Source organism: Burkholderia sp. B21-005, assembly GCF_020843965.1.
GTDB classification, from domain to species: domain Bacteria; phylum Pseudomonadota; class Gammaproteobacteria; order Burkholderiales; family Burkholderiaceae; genus Burkholderia; species Burkholderia ambifaria.
The window spans coordinates 2,420,473-2,435,722 of sequence record NZ_CP086302.1 but is presented as its reverse complement, the minus strand read 5'-3'; the positions used below and the strand labels follow the sequence as shown (position 1 = coordinate 2,435,722).

Annotated in this window: 12 protein-coding genes; 9 read left to right on the top strand and 3 right to left on the bottom strand. The window is 66.4% G+C overall.

The genetic code is table 11. The features are described 5' to 3' along the window. The first annotated feature begins 127 nt into the window (after positions 1-127). Positions 128-991, top strand: coding sequence for a glycine betaine ABC transporter substrate-binding protein (locus LMA02_RS27470; RefSeq protein ID WP_228908295.1), 864 nt, complete (start codon positions 128-130; stop codon positions 989-991). A 178-nt stretch (positions 992-1,169) separates the two neighbouring features. After that, complete coding sequence (locus tag LMA02_RS27465; protein WP_228908294.1) at positions 1,170-2,825, top strand: APC family permease; 1,656 nt, start codon at positions 1,170-1,172, stop codon at positions 2,823-2,825. A gap of 160 nt (positions 2,826-2,985) precedes the next feature. Here LMA02_RS27465 and purU read toward each other — a convergent pair whose 3' ends face one another. Together purU and LMA02_RS27455 are read right to left on the bottom strand one after the other, a co-directional pair. Continuing rightward, complete coding sequence (purU, locus tag LMA02_RS27460; RefSeq protein ID WP_165753627.1) at positions 2,986-3,870, bottom strand: formyltetrahydrofolate deformylase; 885 nt, start codon at positions 3,868-3,870, stop codon at positions 2,986-2,988. A 214-nt stretch (positions 3,871-4,084) separates the two neighbouring features. After that, positions 4,085-5,011, bottom strand: coding sequence for a choline sulfate utilization transcriptional regulator (locus LMA02_RS27455; protein WP_166721842.1), 927 nt, complete (start codon positions 5,009-5,011; stop codon positions 4,085-4,087). Positions 5,012-5,223: 212 nt separating this feature from the next. Here LMA02_RS27455 and betC point away from each other — a divergent pair, with 212 nt between their 5' ends. The 7 genes from betC (at position 5,224) to LMA02_RS27420 (ending at position 14,819) form a co-directional block, all read left to right on the top strand. Continuing rightward, the gene (gene betC, locus LMA02_RS27450) at positions 5,224-6,774 is read left to right on the top strand and encodes a choline-sulfatase (RefSeq protein WP_228908293.1); all 1,551 of its coding nucleotides are present in this window, start codon (positions 5,224-5,226) and stop codon (positions 6,772-6,774) included. Between the two features lie 44 nt (positions 6,775-6,818). Further along, positions 6,819-7,787: a choline ABC transporter substrate-binding protein gene (choX, locus tag LMA02_RS27445; protein WP_011659458.1), complete on the top strand. Its 969-nt coding sequence runs from the start codon at positions 6,819-6,821 to the stop codon at positions 7,785-7,787. A gap of 256 nt (positions 7,788-8,043) precedes the next feature. Further along, positions 8,044-9,183: a porin gene (locus tag LMA02_RS27440; RefSeq protein WP_228908292.1), complete on the top strand. Its 1,140-nt coding sequence runs from the start codon at positions 8,044-8,046 to the stop codon at positions 9,181-9,183. A 227-nt stretch (positions 9,184-9,410) separates the two neighbouring features. Next, complete coding sequence (locus LMA02_RS27435; protein ID WP_228908291.1) at positions 9,411-10,661, top strand: MFS transporter; 1,251 nt, start codon at positions 9,411-9,413, stop codon at positions 10,659-10,661. 518 nt (positions 10,662-11,179) lie between these two features. Then, positions 11,180-13,384 carry a TonB-dependent receptor gene (locus tag LMA02_RS27430; protein ID WP_228908290.1) on the top strand — a complete coding sequence of 735 codons (2,205 nt, stop codon included), beginning with the start codon at positions 11,180-11,182 and terminating at the stop codon, positions 13,382-13,384. Positions 13,385-13,428: 44 nt separating this feature from the next. After that, positions 13,429-14,112: a Fe2+-dependent dioxygenase gene (locus LMA02_RS27425; RefSeq protein WP_166721837.1), complete on the top strand. Its 684-nt coding sequence runs from the start codon at positions 13,429-13,431 to the stop codon at positions 14,110-14,112. After that, positions 14,109-14,819: a PepSY-associated TM helix domain-containing protein gene (locus LMA02_RS27420; protein ID WP_228908289.1), complete on the top strand. Its 711-nt coding sequence runs from the start codon at positions 14,109-14,111 to the stop codon at positions 14,817-14,819. The genes LMA02_RS27425 and LMA02_RS27420 overlap by 4 nt, the downstream gene beginning before the upstream one ends. Positions 14,820-14,851: 32 nt before the next feature. Here LMA02_RS27420 and LMA02_RS27415 read toward each other — a convergent pair whose 3' ends face one another. Continuing rightward, a complete protein-coding gene (locus tag LMA02_RS27415; RefSeq protein ID WP_228908288.1) occupies positions 14,852-15,220 on the bottom strand; it encodes a YbjQ family protein in 369 nt (122 codons plus the stop codon). Between the last annotated feature and the right edge of the window lie 30 nt (positions 15,221-15,250).

Below are 15,250 nucleotides of genomic sequence, written 5' to 3'. Positions count from 1 at the left end.
AAGCCATCGGCTGTCCGGGCGCGTCGCGTCCGGACAAGCATCCGTCGGAAAAGAACGATACCGCGGATTTGTGGTTGAAGAACCTAGAGAGGCAACGCGCGGTGAGCGCATATCAAGGAGATCGACCATGAAGCTGTTCGGAAAACTGTTGTGGACGGGCGCGGTGTCGGCCATGGTGGCGCTGAGCGCGTCAGCACTTGCGGATACGAAGCCGACGCTGAAAATCGGCTATGTCGAAGGCTGGGACGACAGTGTGGCGACGTCGAACGTCGCGGCACGCGTGATCGAGAAGAAGCTCGGCTACGAGGTGAAGCTCGTGCCGGTCGCGGCCGGGATCATGTGGCAGGGCGTCGCGCGCGGCGATCTCGATGCGACGCTGTCCGCGTGGCTGCCGGTCACGCACGGCTCGTACTGGAGCGAATACAAGAGCAAGGTCGTCGACGTCGGCGCGAACTTTCCCGACGCGAAGATCGGCCTGATTGTCCCGGATTTCGTGAAGGCGAAGAGCATCGAGGATCTGAACGCCGAGAAGAGCAGCTTCGGCGGCCGCATCGTCGGCATCGATGCCGGTGCGGGCGTGATGCGCAAGACCGACGAAGCGATCAAGAACTACGGGCTGAGCTACACGCTGATGCCGAGCTCGGGCAGTGCGATGACGGCCGAGCTGTCGCGCTCCGTCAGTGCGAACAAGCCGGTGATCGTGACCGGCTGGGCGCCGCACTGGATGTTCGCGAAGTGGAAGCTGCGCTTCCTCGAGGATCCGAAGAAGGTGTTCGGCGGCGCGGAGCACGTCGACAGCGTCGTGAATCCGCAGCTCGAAACGAAGGCCAAGCCGGTCGTCGCGTTCCTGAAGAAATTCCAGTGGAAACCGGGCGAGATCGACAGCGTGATGCTCGCGATCCAGAACGGCTCGAAGCCGGAAGCGGCCGCCGATGCGTGGATCGCAGCCCATGCGGACCGCGTGAATTCGTGGACTGAAGGCACCCAGTAACACGCGACGCTTCATTGCGCGCGTCACTATAAAAAATACGCCGGGAATGGCATGCAGGAATCCGAAACAATCGTGATTCAATGCGGCCATATCCCGGAATTCTTTTACTGATTCTGCAAGAAACGGCGTAAGTTGTTACACTACGGCCCTTGTGCGGAGTCATCTCAGGAGGCAATGGATGAGTCAGGCAGGACTGCGTGCTAATCGCACCAGTGACGTTGAGGCAACCATCTCACATGATTCGACGGGCCACACGCTGCATCGTGGCCTGACTTGGAAAGACGCATTTTGGGTAACGAGCGGCGTGCCGGCAGGCGTGCTGTTCACGATCGGCGGCGTATGCGCGACGATCGGTCAGCCCGCGTGGGCGATCTGGATCGCCGCGATCACGATGGGGCTGATTCAAAGCGCGACTTATGCGGAAATATCCGGGCTATTTCCCCATAAATCGGGCGGCGCGTCCGTGTATGGCGCGATCGGCTGGGTCCGTTACAGCAAGCTGATTGCCCCGGTGTCCGTGTGGTGCAACTGGCTCGCGTGGTCGCCGATGCTCGCGCTCGGCTGCGGCCTCGCGGCGAGCTATGCGCTCACGAGTCTCTTTCCCGCCGATGCGGCGGTGCTGCACTGGCAGCTCAAGATCGCGGATCTCGGTTTCATCAAGCCGGGTCTTTCCCTGCGAATCAACGCGACGTTCATCATCGCGACGATTCTGCTTCTCATCACGTTCAAGCTTCAGCATAGCGGCGCGTCGAAGGCTGCGCGCACGCAGCGCATTCTCGGCATTGCATCGCTCACGCCGCTGCTGATCGTCGGCATCGTACCGTTCGTTACCGGCGACGTGCCGATGTCGAACCTGCTCCCGCTGCTGCCGCTCGGTCACGACGCGCACGGCAATCTCACGACCGCGACGTTCGGCTCGTGGAACGGGCAGGGCGTCACGATGGCGCTCGGCGCGATGTTCATGGCCGGCTGGGCGTCGTACGGCTTCGAGACGGCCGTCTGCTACACGCGCGAATTCCGCGATCCGCGTCGCGACACCGCGAAGGCGATCTTCTGGTCGGGCGCGCTGTGTCTCGTCGTGATGACGCTCGTGCCGATGGCGTTCCAGGGCGCGCTCGGCACGCAGGCGATGCTCGATCCGTCGATCGGCGACGGCACCGGCGTCGCGGCCGCGATGGCGCGGATCGTCGGCGGCGGCGCGTGGGTCGCGAATGCAGTTGTCGTGATGCTGATGCTGTCGATCCTGCTGATCGTGATGACGTCGATGATGGGCTCGTCGCGCACGCTGTACCAGGCATCGGTCGACGGCTGGCTGCCGAAGTACCTGTCGCACGTGAACGAGCACGGCTCGCCCACGCGCGCGATGTGGACCGATCTCGGCTTCAACCTCGTGTTGCTGATGATGTCGGACTACATGACGGTGCTGTCGATCTCGAACGTCTGCTACATGCTGTTCGTATTCCTGAATCTTCAGTCGGGCTGGATCCACCGGATGGATCGCGGCAACTGGGATCGGCCGTTCCGCTGCCCGACCTGGCTGCTCGTCGCCGGTTCGATTTGCGGCTACGCGAACCTCGTCTATGTCGGCGCGGGCGCGAACCTGCAGGGCGATGGCACGCTGCGCAACGGGCTGATCGCGATGCTGCTGATCGTGCCGGTGTTCCTGTTCCGCCACTACTGGCAGGATCGCGGCCGCTTCCCCGCGCAGATGCAGCAGGACATGGAACTCGAAGTGCCGAAGCGCGCGATGTGGCTGAACCTGATGCCTTATGCGGCGCTGCTCGGCGCGGCGCTCACGATCTGGCTGTCGTACTACTTCGCGTGGGTGAAGTAAGCGCCTGACGGGCACGCGCCCGCGCGACGAATCCGGCTACCATACCGGGCCGTCGCGCGAAGCGTCGAACGCCAGGCGATAAAAAACCGACCGGCTGGTGCCGGTCGGTTTTTTTGTTTGCTCGCCGCCCGACGAGCGCGGCGCCAAGCGTGCGACGCGCTTACGGAAACACCACCGTGCGATCGCCGTTCAGGAACACGCGGCGCTCGATGAACGCCTTCACCGCGCGCGCGAGCGTGATGGATTCGACGTCGCGACCGACCGCCAGCAGTTGCTCGGGGCGCAGCGCGTGATCGACACGTTCGACCACCTGCTCGATGATCGGGCCTTCGTCGAGATCGTCGGTCACGAAGTGCGCGGTCGCGCCGATCAGCTTCACGCCGCGCGCATGCGCCTGGTGATACGGCTTCGCGCCCTTGAAGCCGGGCAGGAACGAGTGGTGGATGTTGATCGCGCGGTTCGCGAGCTTCGCGCTCGTTTCCTGCGACAGCACCTGCATGTAGCGCGCGAGGATCACGAGTTCGGCGCCGCTCGACTCGAGGAAGTCGAGCCACTGCGCTTCCTGCTGCGCCTTGGTGTCGGGCGTGATCGGAAAGTGGCGGAACGGCAGGCCGTGCTGCACGGCGAGCGGCTCGAAGTCGGGATGGTTCGACACGATGCCGACGATGTCCATCTTCAGCTCGCCCATCCGCCAGCGGAACAGCAGGTCCGCGAGGCAGTGCTCGAGCTTCGACACCATGATCAGCACCTTCGGGCGCGCGTTCACGTCGTGGATCGCCCACTGCGTGTCGCCGTCGCGGCCGCCGAGCTCGGCCGCGATCGGCCCGAACTCCTGGCGCAGCGCGTCGATCTGCAGCGTCTCATCCGTCGGATGAAACACGCAGCGCACGAAGAAGTGGTTGCTGAGATCGTCGTCGAACACGTTCAACGCATCGACATAGCAGCGATGGCGCTCGAGAAAGCCGACGACGGCGGCGACCTGGCCGGCCGCGCTCGGGCACGACAGCGTCAGGACGAATTGATCGGGGCGTGAGTCGGCGGTCATGAGGTTCCTCGGATGTCAGGGGGCGCGAACCCGCGCGGCGGCGCACCGGGCGCCAGGCTACGCGGGTAGCGGGAGGCTCAAGTAAATCAGGACGATTTGGGCGCGGATAGAACCAACCCGCCGTGTGGCTGGTATCGGCACGCCAGCGCGGCCGGCCGGGGCGGACGGTCGGGCGGGGCGGTTGACGGGTGGTGGACGGGCGCTTGGCAGCCCGTCACGCGCACGCGCACGCGTCGAGCAGCCAGCGCCGGAACACGTGGGTCGCGTCCGGCTCGGGCCGCTGCGGCGGCCGCACGAGGAAATAGCCGCGCGACGTCACGACGGGGGCGTCGACGAGCTTCACGAGCTGCCCGGACGCGACGAGCTCGTCGACGAGCGGCGACCAGCCGAGCGCGACGCCCTCGCCGAGGAGTGCCGCATGGATCACCAGCGCGTAGCTGTTGAAGGTCACGCCGCGCGCGGCGGCCGGCGCGTCGAGGCCGTGCGCGTCGAACCAGCCGGCCCACGACAGCCAGCGCTCGGGGCGCGTCGGCTGCACGTGCAGCAGCGGCAGCGCGTGCAGGTGGTCGGGCCGCGCGACGTCCGGGTGCGCGGCGCGGAACGCGGGCGAGCAGACGGGCGTGACGGATTCCGGAAAGAGCCGGGCGGCCGTGCACGACGGCCAGTGGCCGTCGCCGAACAGGATCGCGATGTCGGCGTGGTCGCGCTGCGCGTCGTAATCCTGTGACGTGACGACCCGCACGTCGACGTCCGGCATCACGCGCTTCAGCCCGGCGAGGCGCGGCATCAGCCAGTAGGTCGCGAAGCCGAAATCCGTGACGATCGTGAGCGCGCCGTGCTCGCGGCGCGCGCGCAGCGTCGCGGTGGCGCCGCGCAGCGTGTCGAGGCTCACCCGCACGGCTTCGTACAGGCACTGGCCGTCGCTCGTCAGCGTGACGCCGCGCGGGCTGCGCTCGAACAGCGGCACGCCGAGCTCGGCCTCGAGCTGGAACACCTGCTGGCTCACGGCCGGCTGCGTCGAGCCGAGCTCGCGCGCGGCGGCCGTGAAGCTCTGGAGACGGGCGGCCGATTCGAACGCGCGCAGCGCCTGCATCGACGGTAACGCTTCGGATTTCGACATAAGTCTCTCTAATGGCCCCATAAGGGCCGGACACCTTCCCGTCCGAATTCGGGCGGGGGATAGTGCTTTGGACGGCACGGCACGGCACGGCGCCGCGCCGGTCCTTCCGCGATTCTAGCCAGTCGCGGCCGGTGCGCGCGGGACTTTCTGCAAGGCCGCGTCCGTCATGCCGGCTGCGTCGCCGCACGAGCGTCGCGCCGTTCCGTTCGAACACCGATTTCCCCACGACCGCGATGACGAACCCGACTCCCAACATCCTGATTCTGATGGCCGACCAGCTGACGCCGTTCGCGCTGCCGGCCTACGGCAACCGCGTCGCGCGCACGCCGACGCTCGACCGTCTCGCCGCGCAAGGCGTGGTGTTCGACGCCGCGTATTGCGCGAGCCCGCTGTGCGCGCCGTCGCGCTTCTCGCTGCTGACCGGCAAGCTGCCGTCGGGTATCGGCGCCTACGATAACGCCGCCGAATTGCCGGCGCAAACGCTGACGTTCGCGCACTACCTGCGCGCGGGCGGCTACCGCACGATGCTGTCCGGCAAGATGCATTTCTGCGGACCCGACCAGCTGCACGGTTTCGAGGAGCGGCTCACGACCGACATCTATCCGGCCGACTTCGGCTGGGTGCCCGACTGGGACCACCCGACCGAGCGGCCGAGCTGGTATCACAACATGAGCTCGGTGCTCGAGGCCGGCCCGTGCGTGCGCACCAACCAGCTCGACTTCGACGACGAGGTCACGTTCGCGGCCAAGCAGAAGCTGTACGACGTCGCGCGCGAACGGGCGGCCGGGCACGACGCGCGGCCGTTCTGCATGGTCGTGTCGCTGACCCATCCGCACGATCCGTATGCGATCACGCGCGAATACTGGGATCTGTACAGCGACGACGAGATCGACATGCCGGCCGTGCGGCTCGATGCGGAGCAGAGCGATCCGCATTCGCAGCGGCTGCGCTTCGTCTGCGAAAACGATCGCACGCCGCCGACCGACGCGCAGATCCGCGCCGCGCGCCGCGCATACTACGGCGCGACGTCGTACGTCGACGCGCAGTTCGGCAGCGTGCTGGCCGCGCTCGAGCAATGCGGGTTCGCCGACGACACGATCGTGATCGTCACGTCCGACCACGGCGACATGCTCGGCGAGCGCGGGCTCTGGTACAAGATGACGTTCTTCGAAGGCGGCTGCCGCGTGCCGCTGATCGTCCACGCGCCGGGCCGCTTCGACGCCGCGCGCGTGCGCGGGCCCGTGTCGCACCTCGACCTGCTGCCGACGCTCGTCGACCTGACCGGTGCGGCGCCCGCCGGCGGCTGGCCCGACCCCGGATGGCCGGACCCGGTCGACGGCGCGAGCCTCGTGCCGCATCTGCAAGGCGCACCCGCGCACGACGTCGCGCTGGGCGAATACCTCGCGGAAGGGGCGGTCGCGCCGGTCGTGATGATCCGCCGAGGCGACTGGAAGTACGTGCATTGCCCGGCCGACCCCGACCAGCTCTACCACCTCGCCGACGATCCGCGCGAGCGCACGAACCTGGCCGGCCTGCCCGAAGCCGCCGACGTGCTCGCCGCGTTCCGCGCGGAGGCCGCGCGGCGCTGGAACCTGCCGGAACTCGACGCGCAGGTGCGCGCGAGCCAGCGGCGGCGCCGCTTCCATTACGCGGCGACGACGCAGGGCCGCATCCAGGCGTGGGACTGGCAGCCGTTCACCGATGCGAGCCAGCGCTACATGCGCAATCACATCGAACTCGATACGCTCGAAGCGATGGCGCGCTTTCCGCGCGTCGGGCGCTGAACGATCCGCACACGATCATTGACGAACGACGAAGGAGACGCACCATGAAACGGCAATCCCATGCAGCAATCCGCAGGCTCGGCACGGCACTCGCCGCGGCCGCATGCGTGCTGGCGACGCAGCCCGCGCACGCCGCCGATCCGCAGACGTGTCGCGACGTGAAGATGGCGGCGCCCGGCTGGACGGACATCGACGCGACGAACGCGATGGCCGGCGTCGTGCTGAAGGCGCTCGGCTACCGGCAGGACGTCGCGAACCTGTCGGTGCCGATCACGTACCAGGGCTTGAAGAAAGGGCAGGTCGACGTGTTCCTCGGCAACTGGATGCCCGCGCAGGCGCCGCTCGTGAAGCCGTTCGTCGACGAGAAGTCGATCGACGTGCTGCACGCGAACCTGAGCGGCGCGAAGTTCACGCTGGCCGTGCCCGACTACGTCGCGGCCGCGGGCGTGCACACGTTCGCCGATCTCGCGCGCTATGCCGACCGCTTCGGCGACAAGATCTACGGGATCGAGCCCGGCGCGCCCGCGAACCAGAACATCAAGCGGATGCTGTCCGACCATGCGCTCGGCCCGGCGAACTGGTCGCTCGTCGAATCGAGCGAGACGGGGATGCTCACGCAGGTCGAGCGTGCGGTGCGCGACAAGCGCTGGATCGTCTTTCTGGCGTGGGAGCCGCACCTGATGAACACCAAGTTCCACCTGACCTACCTGTCGGGCGGCGACGCGTATTTCGGTCCAAACTACGGCGGCGCGACGGTCAACACGGTGACGCGTCCGGGCTTTGCCGGCCAGTGCGCGAACCTCGCGCGCCTGTTCCGGCAGATGACGTTCTCCGTCGACGTCGAGAACCGGATCATCGCCGACATGCTCGACCACAAGACCTCGCCCGCGCTCGCGGCGCAGCACGTGCTGAAGGCCGACCCGGCGCTCGTCGAGGGCTGGCTGGACGGCGTGACGACCGCGTCCGGCACACCGGCGCTGCCGGCCGTGCGCGCGGCGCTCGACGCCCGCTGACCTGCCTCCGGGCGGCCGGTTTTTGCCGCGCCGCCCGTCTCCGTGTTTTCCCGAACAGTCGCATCGAGACCATTTGGTGTCGCCTTCAGACGGGTGACCCGAAATATGGGTTTGTATTTTTCGCCAATGGCTACGTTATTGCGGAAAACGAAATACCGAAGCTAGCAGACGTACCGAATTCGAATCAGCCGGCGTATTGCGGCGCGCGCCAGGTCACGGTTCGTTCCATCGAACGGTTCAGGGAGGGTGGTCGACAATGAAGCAAAAGAAAGTTGCCGTAGCCGCTGCGCTTGCATGCGCGGCCTGTATTCCCGCCATCGGCCACGCGCAGAGCAGCGTGACGCTGTACGGGATTCTCGACGCGGGCATCACCTACGTGAACAACACGGGCGGGTCGCATGTGGTCAAGTTCGACGACGGCGTCGCATACGGGAACCGTTTCGGCCTGAAAGGCACGGAAGATCTCGGCGGCGGCCTGAAGGCCGTGTTCGCGCTCGAGAGCGGTTTCCACCTCGGCAACGGGCAGCTCGGCTTCGGCGGGTCGGAGTTCGGTCGGCAGGCTTATGTCGGTCTGCAGAACGACTGGGGCACGCTGTCGTTCGGCAACCAGCTCGACATCACCAACGAGCTCGTGTCGATCTACAACATCTCCGCGTGGGGCAGCGGCTATGCGATCCACCAGGGCGACTTCGACCGCTTCAACGGCGACCGCCTGCCGAATTCGGTCAAATTCCTGTCGAACGACCTGAGCGGCTTCAAGTTCGGCGCGATGTACTCGTTCGGCAACGTCGCCGGCAACTTCCACCGCAACAGCGCATGGAGCGCGGGCGCGAGCTACACGAAGGGCGACTTCTCGATCGGCGCCGCGTACACGCGCCTGAACAACCCGAACGGCATCTACGCGTTCGACCCGTACGCGATGATCGGCACGCATACGTTCCTCGGCCAGCAGACCGTCACCGTCGATCCGGCGACCGGCGCGCGCACCGACCTGTTCGCGAATACCGCGATGGACGTCGACAGCCAGGGCACGTTCGGCGTCGGCACGAGCTACACGATCGGCAAGCTGACGCTCGACGCGAACTACTCGTACACGACGATCAAGGGCTTCGGCCAGTCGTCGCACATGCAGGTGTACGAAGGTGGCGGCCTGTATCAGTTCACGCCGGCGCTGAGCTTCATCGCGGGCTACCAGCACACGCGCTTCGAAGGCCACCACTGGAACCAGGGCACGGCCGGCCTGCACTACCTGCTGTCGAAGCGCACCGACGTGTACATCTCCGGCGATTACCTGCGCGCGTCGCACGGTGTCGATGCGGTGGTCGGCTACAGCTTCACGCCGTCGACCACGCAGACGCAGGCCGACGTGCGGATCGGGATGCGGCATTCTTTCTGAGTGGGATGAGGTAGATCTTTCGACGTCTTCAGCGAGGTCTCTCTTTGGCGCGAACCGCGGTTCGCGCTTTTTTTTTGTGGGGCGGCGGCGTCGTGCAGCGTGCGCCGGTGTCGCCGGCGCGGGGCGGGCGTGCGGCTGGGATGGGGTGGGGCGGTTGGCGATATCATCGCGGTTTGGCCGCATCGCGCATCGCCGATCGCCCGCTCCCCTCCGATGACGCCTCCTCGATGACCACCCCGTTACCCGAATCCAGCACCGCATCCGCGTTACCCGCCAACCTGTTCCGCCACGCACCGTTCCAGCGCTTCTGGGGCACGCGCGTGATGTCGTCGCTGGCGTTCCAGATCCTGTCGGTCGCGATCGGCTGGTATGTCTATTCGCTCACGCACAGCGCGTTCGCGCTCGGTCTCGTCGGCCTCGCGCAGTTCGCGCCGATGTTTGCGCTGACGCTTGTCGTCGGGCAGGTGGCCGACCGCTACGACCGCCGGCGCATCGCGACGATCTGCCAGAGCGTCGAGGCGCTGGCCGCCGGCGTGTTCCTGCTCGGCGCGGCGAAAGGCGGGCTCACCGAATCGGCCGTGTATGCGCTCGCGGCGATCGTCGGCACCGCGCGCGCGTTCGAATCGCCGTCGGTGTCGTCGTTGCTGCCGGCCGTCGTGCCGCGTAGCGACCTGCCGCGCGCGACCGCGCTGTCGACGTCCGCGAACCAGGCAGCGCAGATTCTCGGGCCCGCGTTCGGCGGGCTGCTGTATGGCATCGGTGCGCCCGCCGCGTTCGGCACGAGCGTGGTCGCGTTCGCGATCGCGGCGGTGCTGAGCGGCACGATTCCGCTGCGCAGCGCGCCGCCGGCCCGCGAGCCGGTCACGCTGCGTTCGGTGTTCTCGGGCATCGCGTTCATCCGGCGCGAACCGGCGATCCTCGGCGCGCTGTCGCTCGACCTGTTCGCTGTGTTGTTCGGCGGCGCCACCGCGCTGCTGCCGATCTATGCACGCGACATCCTGCAGGTCGGACCGTGGGGGCTCGGCGCGTTGCGCGCGGCGCCGGCGATCGGTGCGCTCGCGGGTACGCTGTGGCTCACGCGTTTTCCGCTGAAGGGGCGGCCGGGCCGCGCGATGTTCGGCGGCGTGATCGCGTTCGGCATCGCGACGATCGTGTTCGGGCTGTCGAGGCATTTCGCGGTGTCGCTCATCGCGCTGGCGGCGTTGGGCGCGTCGGACGTGGTGAGCGTCGTCGTGCGCCTGTCGCTCGTGCAGCTGCGTACGCCCGACGACATGCTCGGACGCGTGAGCGCGGTCAACTCGTTGTTCATCGGCACGTCGAACCAGCTCGGCGAATTCGAATCGGGCGTGACGGCTGCATGGTGGGGCGCGCCTACGGCGATCGTGGTTGGCGGCGCGGCGACGATCGCCGTGGCGCTCACGTGGATGCGCCTGTTTCCGACCTTGCGGAACATGACGTCGCTGGAACGCGATCATTGAGCAGCCGCGTTCACTGCAATTCATTTCAAAATACTTTCCTGTTTCAATCAAATGCCAGACGGAATTCGGCTCGGATAATCGTCTGATTAAACAATTGGCCCACTGTCGTTTTCGGTTGGGTCGAAGCGTCAGCTAGTTCGACGAGGCCCGAAAACGAAAAGGGGCCATTCCGTCAATGCTTTGCCGCACAAGGCCTGGGGCGGCATTCGGCCAATGAGACAGTGGATTTTAATTACGAAAACCATTCTGAAAATTACATATAACTTTCCGTAATTTTCTGAAACATAGTGCTTTCGTATGACGAAGCGGTTATCAATTGAAACAAGAAGAAATACATGGAATGATACCGATTCTCATTTCCGTGACCGGTGCGGCGACTGCCGCCCGTTACTCGTCAACCCTAGCCAGCTAGTGCCGTCGGCCTGATCGCCGGTGGCCCGCAAGCCATCGCATCCGTACCTCGTGCGCGCGCATCGGCGCGTGTCCACGCGGGGCGGTTTCATTCCGACTGGATTTCCATGCCGAACAGGACCCCGTTCGCGAGCGCGCTCGCGCTGGCCTTTGCTTTGCCTATCGCTTCGCCCGCACTCGCTCAGAGCACGAGCGCCGAATCGTCGCCGGCCGTCACCGCGAAACCGGGCGATGCGCCGCCGGCCGCCGCCGCTGCGCGCGAGACGCTGCCGACGATCAGCGTCTCGGGTCAGGCCGTGCAACAGGACTTCCAGGCCGAGCGCTCGAGCGTCGGCGCGAAAACCCCGACCGCGTTGCGCGACATTCCGCAGTCGGTCACGGTGATCAACAAGGCGCTGATGGAGTCGCAAGGGCTCACGTCGTTCCAGGACGCGCTGCGTAATGCGCCGGGCATCACGATCGGCGGCGCGGAAGGCGGGCAGATCGGCAACAACATCAACCTGCGCGGTTTCACCGCGCAGAACGACATCTATCTCGACGGCTTTCGCGATCGAAACCAGTACTACCGCGACACGTTCGACCTCGATTCGGTCGAGGTGCTGTACGGCCCGTCGTCGATGCTGTTCGGGCGCGGTTCGACGGGCGGCGTGATCAACCAGGTGTCGAAGAAGGCGAACCTGAAGCCGTCCGCCGAGGTGTCGACGACGATCGGCACCAACGACCACTACCGCACGAGCGTTGACCTGAACCGGCCGCTGGGTGCGACGTCGGCGTTCCGCATCAATGCGTTCGGCCAGTCGCTCGGCTCGACGCGCGACGTGATGAAGAACAAGGACTACGGGATCGCACCGGAGCTGCGCTTCGGTATCGGCACGCCGACCGAGGTGACGCTGTCCGCGCTGATCCAGCACAACTACGACATGCCGGACTACGGCGTGCTCGCGGTCAACGGCCATCCGGCGCCGGTGCCGAAGAACACCTTCTACGGCCTCACCGACGACCGCACGATCCAGGACGTGCAGACCGTGTCCGCACGCATCGATCATCGCGTCAACGATGCGCTGACGATCAGCAATCGCACGTCGTTCTCGCACTCGATGACCGATGCGCGCGAGACGGCCGCGAACGCGGTGCTGACGGGCCCGCTGTCGTCGAGCACCGCGCTGACGAACGGCAACTACACGTCGTTGCCGATGTCCGCGCTGTACGTGAGGCTCGCGAGCCACGACCGCGTGATCGAAAACCATTCGGTCGACAACGACACGATGGCGCATTTCAAGTTCGACACGGGCTTCGTGAAGCACGACCTGATCGCCGGTGTCGAGGTCGGCCACGACAGCTATACGAACCAGGCGTACACGCGCAGCGGTCTGCCGATCCTGTCGCTGATCAACCCGGCCTACCTGTCGTCGACGGCGACCAACGCGACGCAGACGCCGGCCAACCACGCCGAATCGGGCGCGACCACGCTCGCGGCGTACATGAACGACACGGTGTCGATCGGCCGCGACTGGAAATTCGTCGGCGGGCTGCGCTGGGATCGCTTCCAGGCGCATCTCGCGAACACGGTGAGCGCGCCCGGCTACACGTCGCAGACGAACTATTTCACGAGCGTGCGGGCCGGCGTGATCTACCAGCCGACCGAATCGCAGTCGTACTACTTCTCGTACGGCACGTCGTTCAACCCGTCGCTCGAGACGCTGACGGTCACCAACAACACGCAGAACCTGTCGCCCGAACACACGAAGTCGTACGAGGTCGGCGGCAAGTGGGATCTGCTGAACGACAACCTGTCTGTCACGTCGGCGCTGTTCCAGCAGGAGAAGAGCAACGCGCGCACGCAGACGTCGACGGGTGAATACCTGCTCGAAGGCGACATTCGCGTGCGCGGCTTCCAGGCGAGCGTGACGGGCCACATCACGCCGAAGTGGCAGGTGTTCGGCAGCTACACGTACATGAACGGCGTGATCCTGAGCGCGCGCGACGGCACGCAGGGCAAGACGCTCGCGAATACGCCGCGCAACACGTTCACGCTGTGGACCACGTATGCGTTCACGCCGCACTGGGAGATCGGCGGCGGCCCGACGTACATGTCGGGACGCTACGCGGCGAACACGGACTACGTGCAGGTGGGCGGCTACACGCGCTGGGATGCGACGGCCGCGTATCACGCGAAGCAGTGGGACCTGCGCCTGAACCTGCTGAACCTGACCAACAAGTTCTATTACGATGCGCTGATCCAGTCGGACGGCGGCCGTGCGGTGCCGGGCGTCGGGCGCACGTTCCTCGCGACGCTCGACTACCGGTTCTGAGCGACACGCGCGCCGCCGCGCCATTCGATGAAAGAGGGGAAACGATGCTTGTACACATCCCGAACGTGCTGACGCCCGAGCAAGTGAGCATGGTGCGCGACCGGCTCGACCGCGCGGGCGACGCGTGGGTCGACGGCCGTGCGACGGCCGGCTATACGGGCGCGCCGGTCAAGCGCAACCAGCAGATCGCCGAGCATTCGCCGGTCGCGCGCGAACTCGGCGACGTGATCCTCGCCGCGCTCGAGCGCAATCCGCTGTTCATCAGCGCGGCGCTGCCGAACCAGGTCTATCCGCCGCTGTTCAACCGCTACGAAGGCGGGATGACGTTCGGCAGTCACGTCGACGGCGCGGTGCGCGTGCTGCCGAACGGCGTGAAGCTGCGCACCGACGTGTCCGTCACGCTGTTCCTGTCCGCGCCCGACGAATACGACGGCGGCGAGCTCGTGATCGAGGACGCATACGGCGTGCAGCAGGTCAAGCTGCCGGCGGGCGACATGATCGTCTATCCGGCGACGAGCCTGCACCAGGTCACGCCGGTCACGCGCGGCGTGCGCGTCGCGAGCTTCTTCTGGGTGCAGAGCCTCGTGCGCAGCGATGCGCAGCGCGCGCTGCTGTTCGACATGGACACCGCGATCCAGCGGCTCAACGCGAGCGGTGCCGATGCACAGGCGTGCCGCAGCCTGGTCGGCTGTTATCACAATCTTTTGAGAATCTGGAGCGAAACGTGAGCGTTGCCGATCCCATCGAAATCGATGCGGCGCCCGTGTCACGCGTTGCGCCGGGCGCGCGTCCGGCCGGCGCGGGCGGCACGCGATCGCGCCGCGGGACGTTCATCAAGTGGCTGCGCAAGGTGCACGGCTGGATCGGCCTGTGGGGCGCCGCGCTCGGCCTGCTGTTCGGCGCGACGGGGTTCCTGCTGAATCACCGCGCGCCACCGCTGCGGATCCAGACCGGTGCGCCGCATGTGGAGACGTTGCGGCTCGACGTGCCCGACCCGGAACCCGCTTCGCCGCTCGCGCTCGCGCAATGGTTGCGCGGGCAACCGGATCTGCATTTGCCGGAACGGATGGGCCGCGTGCAGAAGGAACCCGAGCATCCGGTCGCATGGGGCGACCGCGAGACCGTGCAGCCCGAGCACTGGCAACTCGTGTTCGCGTCGCCGCGTGAAAGCGTCGCCGTCGACTACTGGGTCGGCAGCGACACGATGACGCTCAAGCGCACCGACAGCACCACGCTCGCGTGGCTGACGAACCTGCACAAGGGCGTCGGGATGAGCATCGGCTGGGTGCTGCTCGTCGACACGCTCGCGGGCGCGTTGATCCTGCTGTCGCTGACGGGCGTGCTGTTGTGGACCGAACTGAACAAGCGCAAGACGATCGGCGCGGTGCTCGTGATCGGCTCGATCGTCGCGATCGTGTGGGCGGCCGGCGCGTGATGGGTGACGTGCGGGTGACCCCCGGTTGACGCTCAGGCGCCGGCGTCGCGCGTGACCTGCACGGCCGTGCCGTAGCAGATGACTTCCGTGATGCCCGATCCGATCTCGGTCGAATCGTAGCGCATCGCGACGATCGCATTCGCGCCGAGCTTGCGCGCATCGGCGAGCATCTTGTCGAATGCCTGCTGGCGCGCCTTCTCGCACAGCGAGGTATAGAGCGTGATGTTGCCGCCGAAGAGGGTCTGCAGCGCCGCGCCGAACGAGCCGACGATCGAGCGCGAACGCACGACGATGCCCTGTGCGACGCCGAGCGAGCGCGCCGTCGTATGGCCGGCCAGGTCGAACGCGGTCGTGACGCGCTCGGGCGCGAGATCGCTGATTGAGCGGGAGAAATCGGTCATGGCGGGGCACGGTGGTGCGGAAGTGATCGA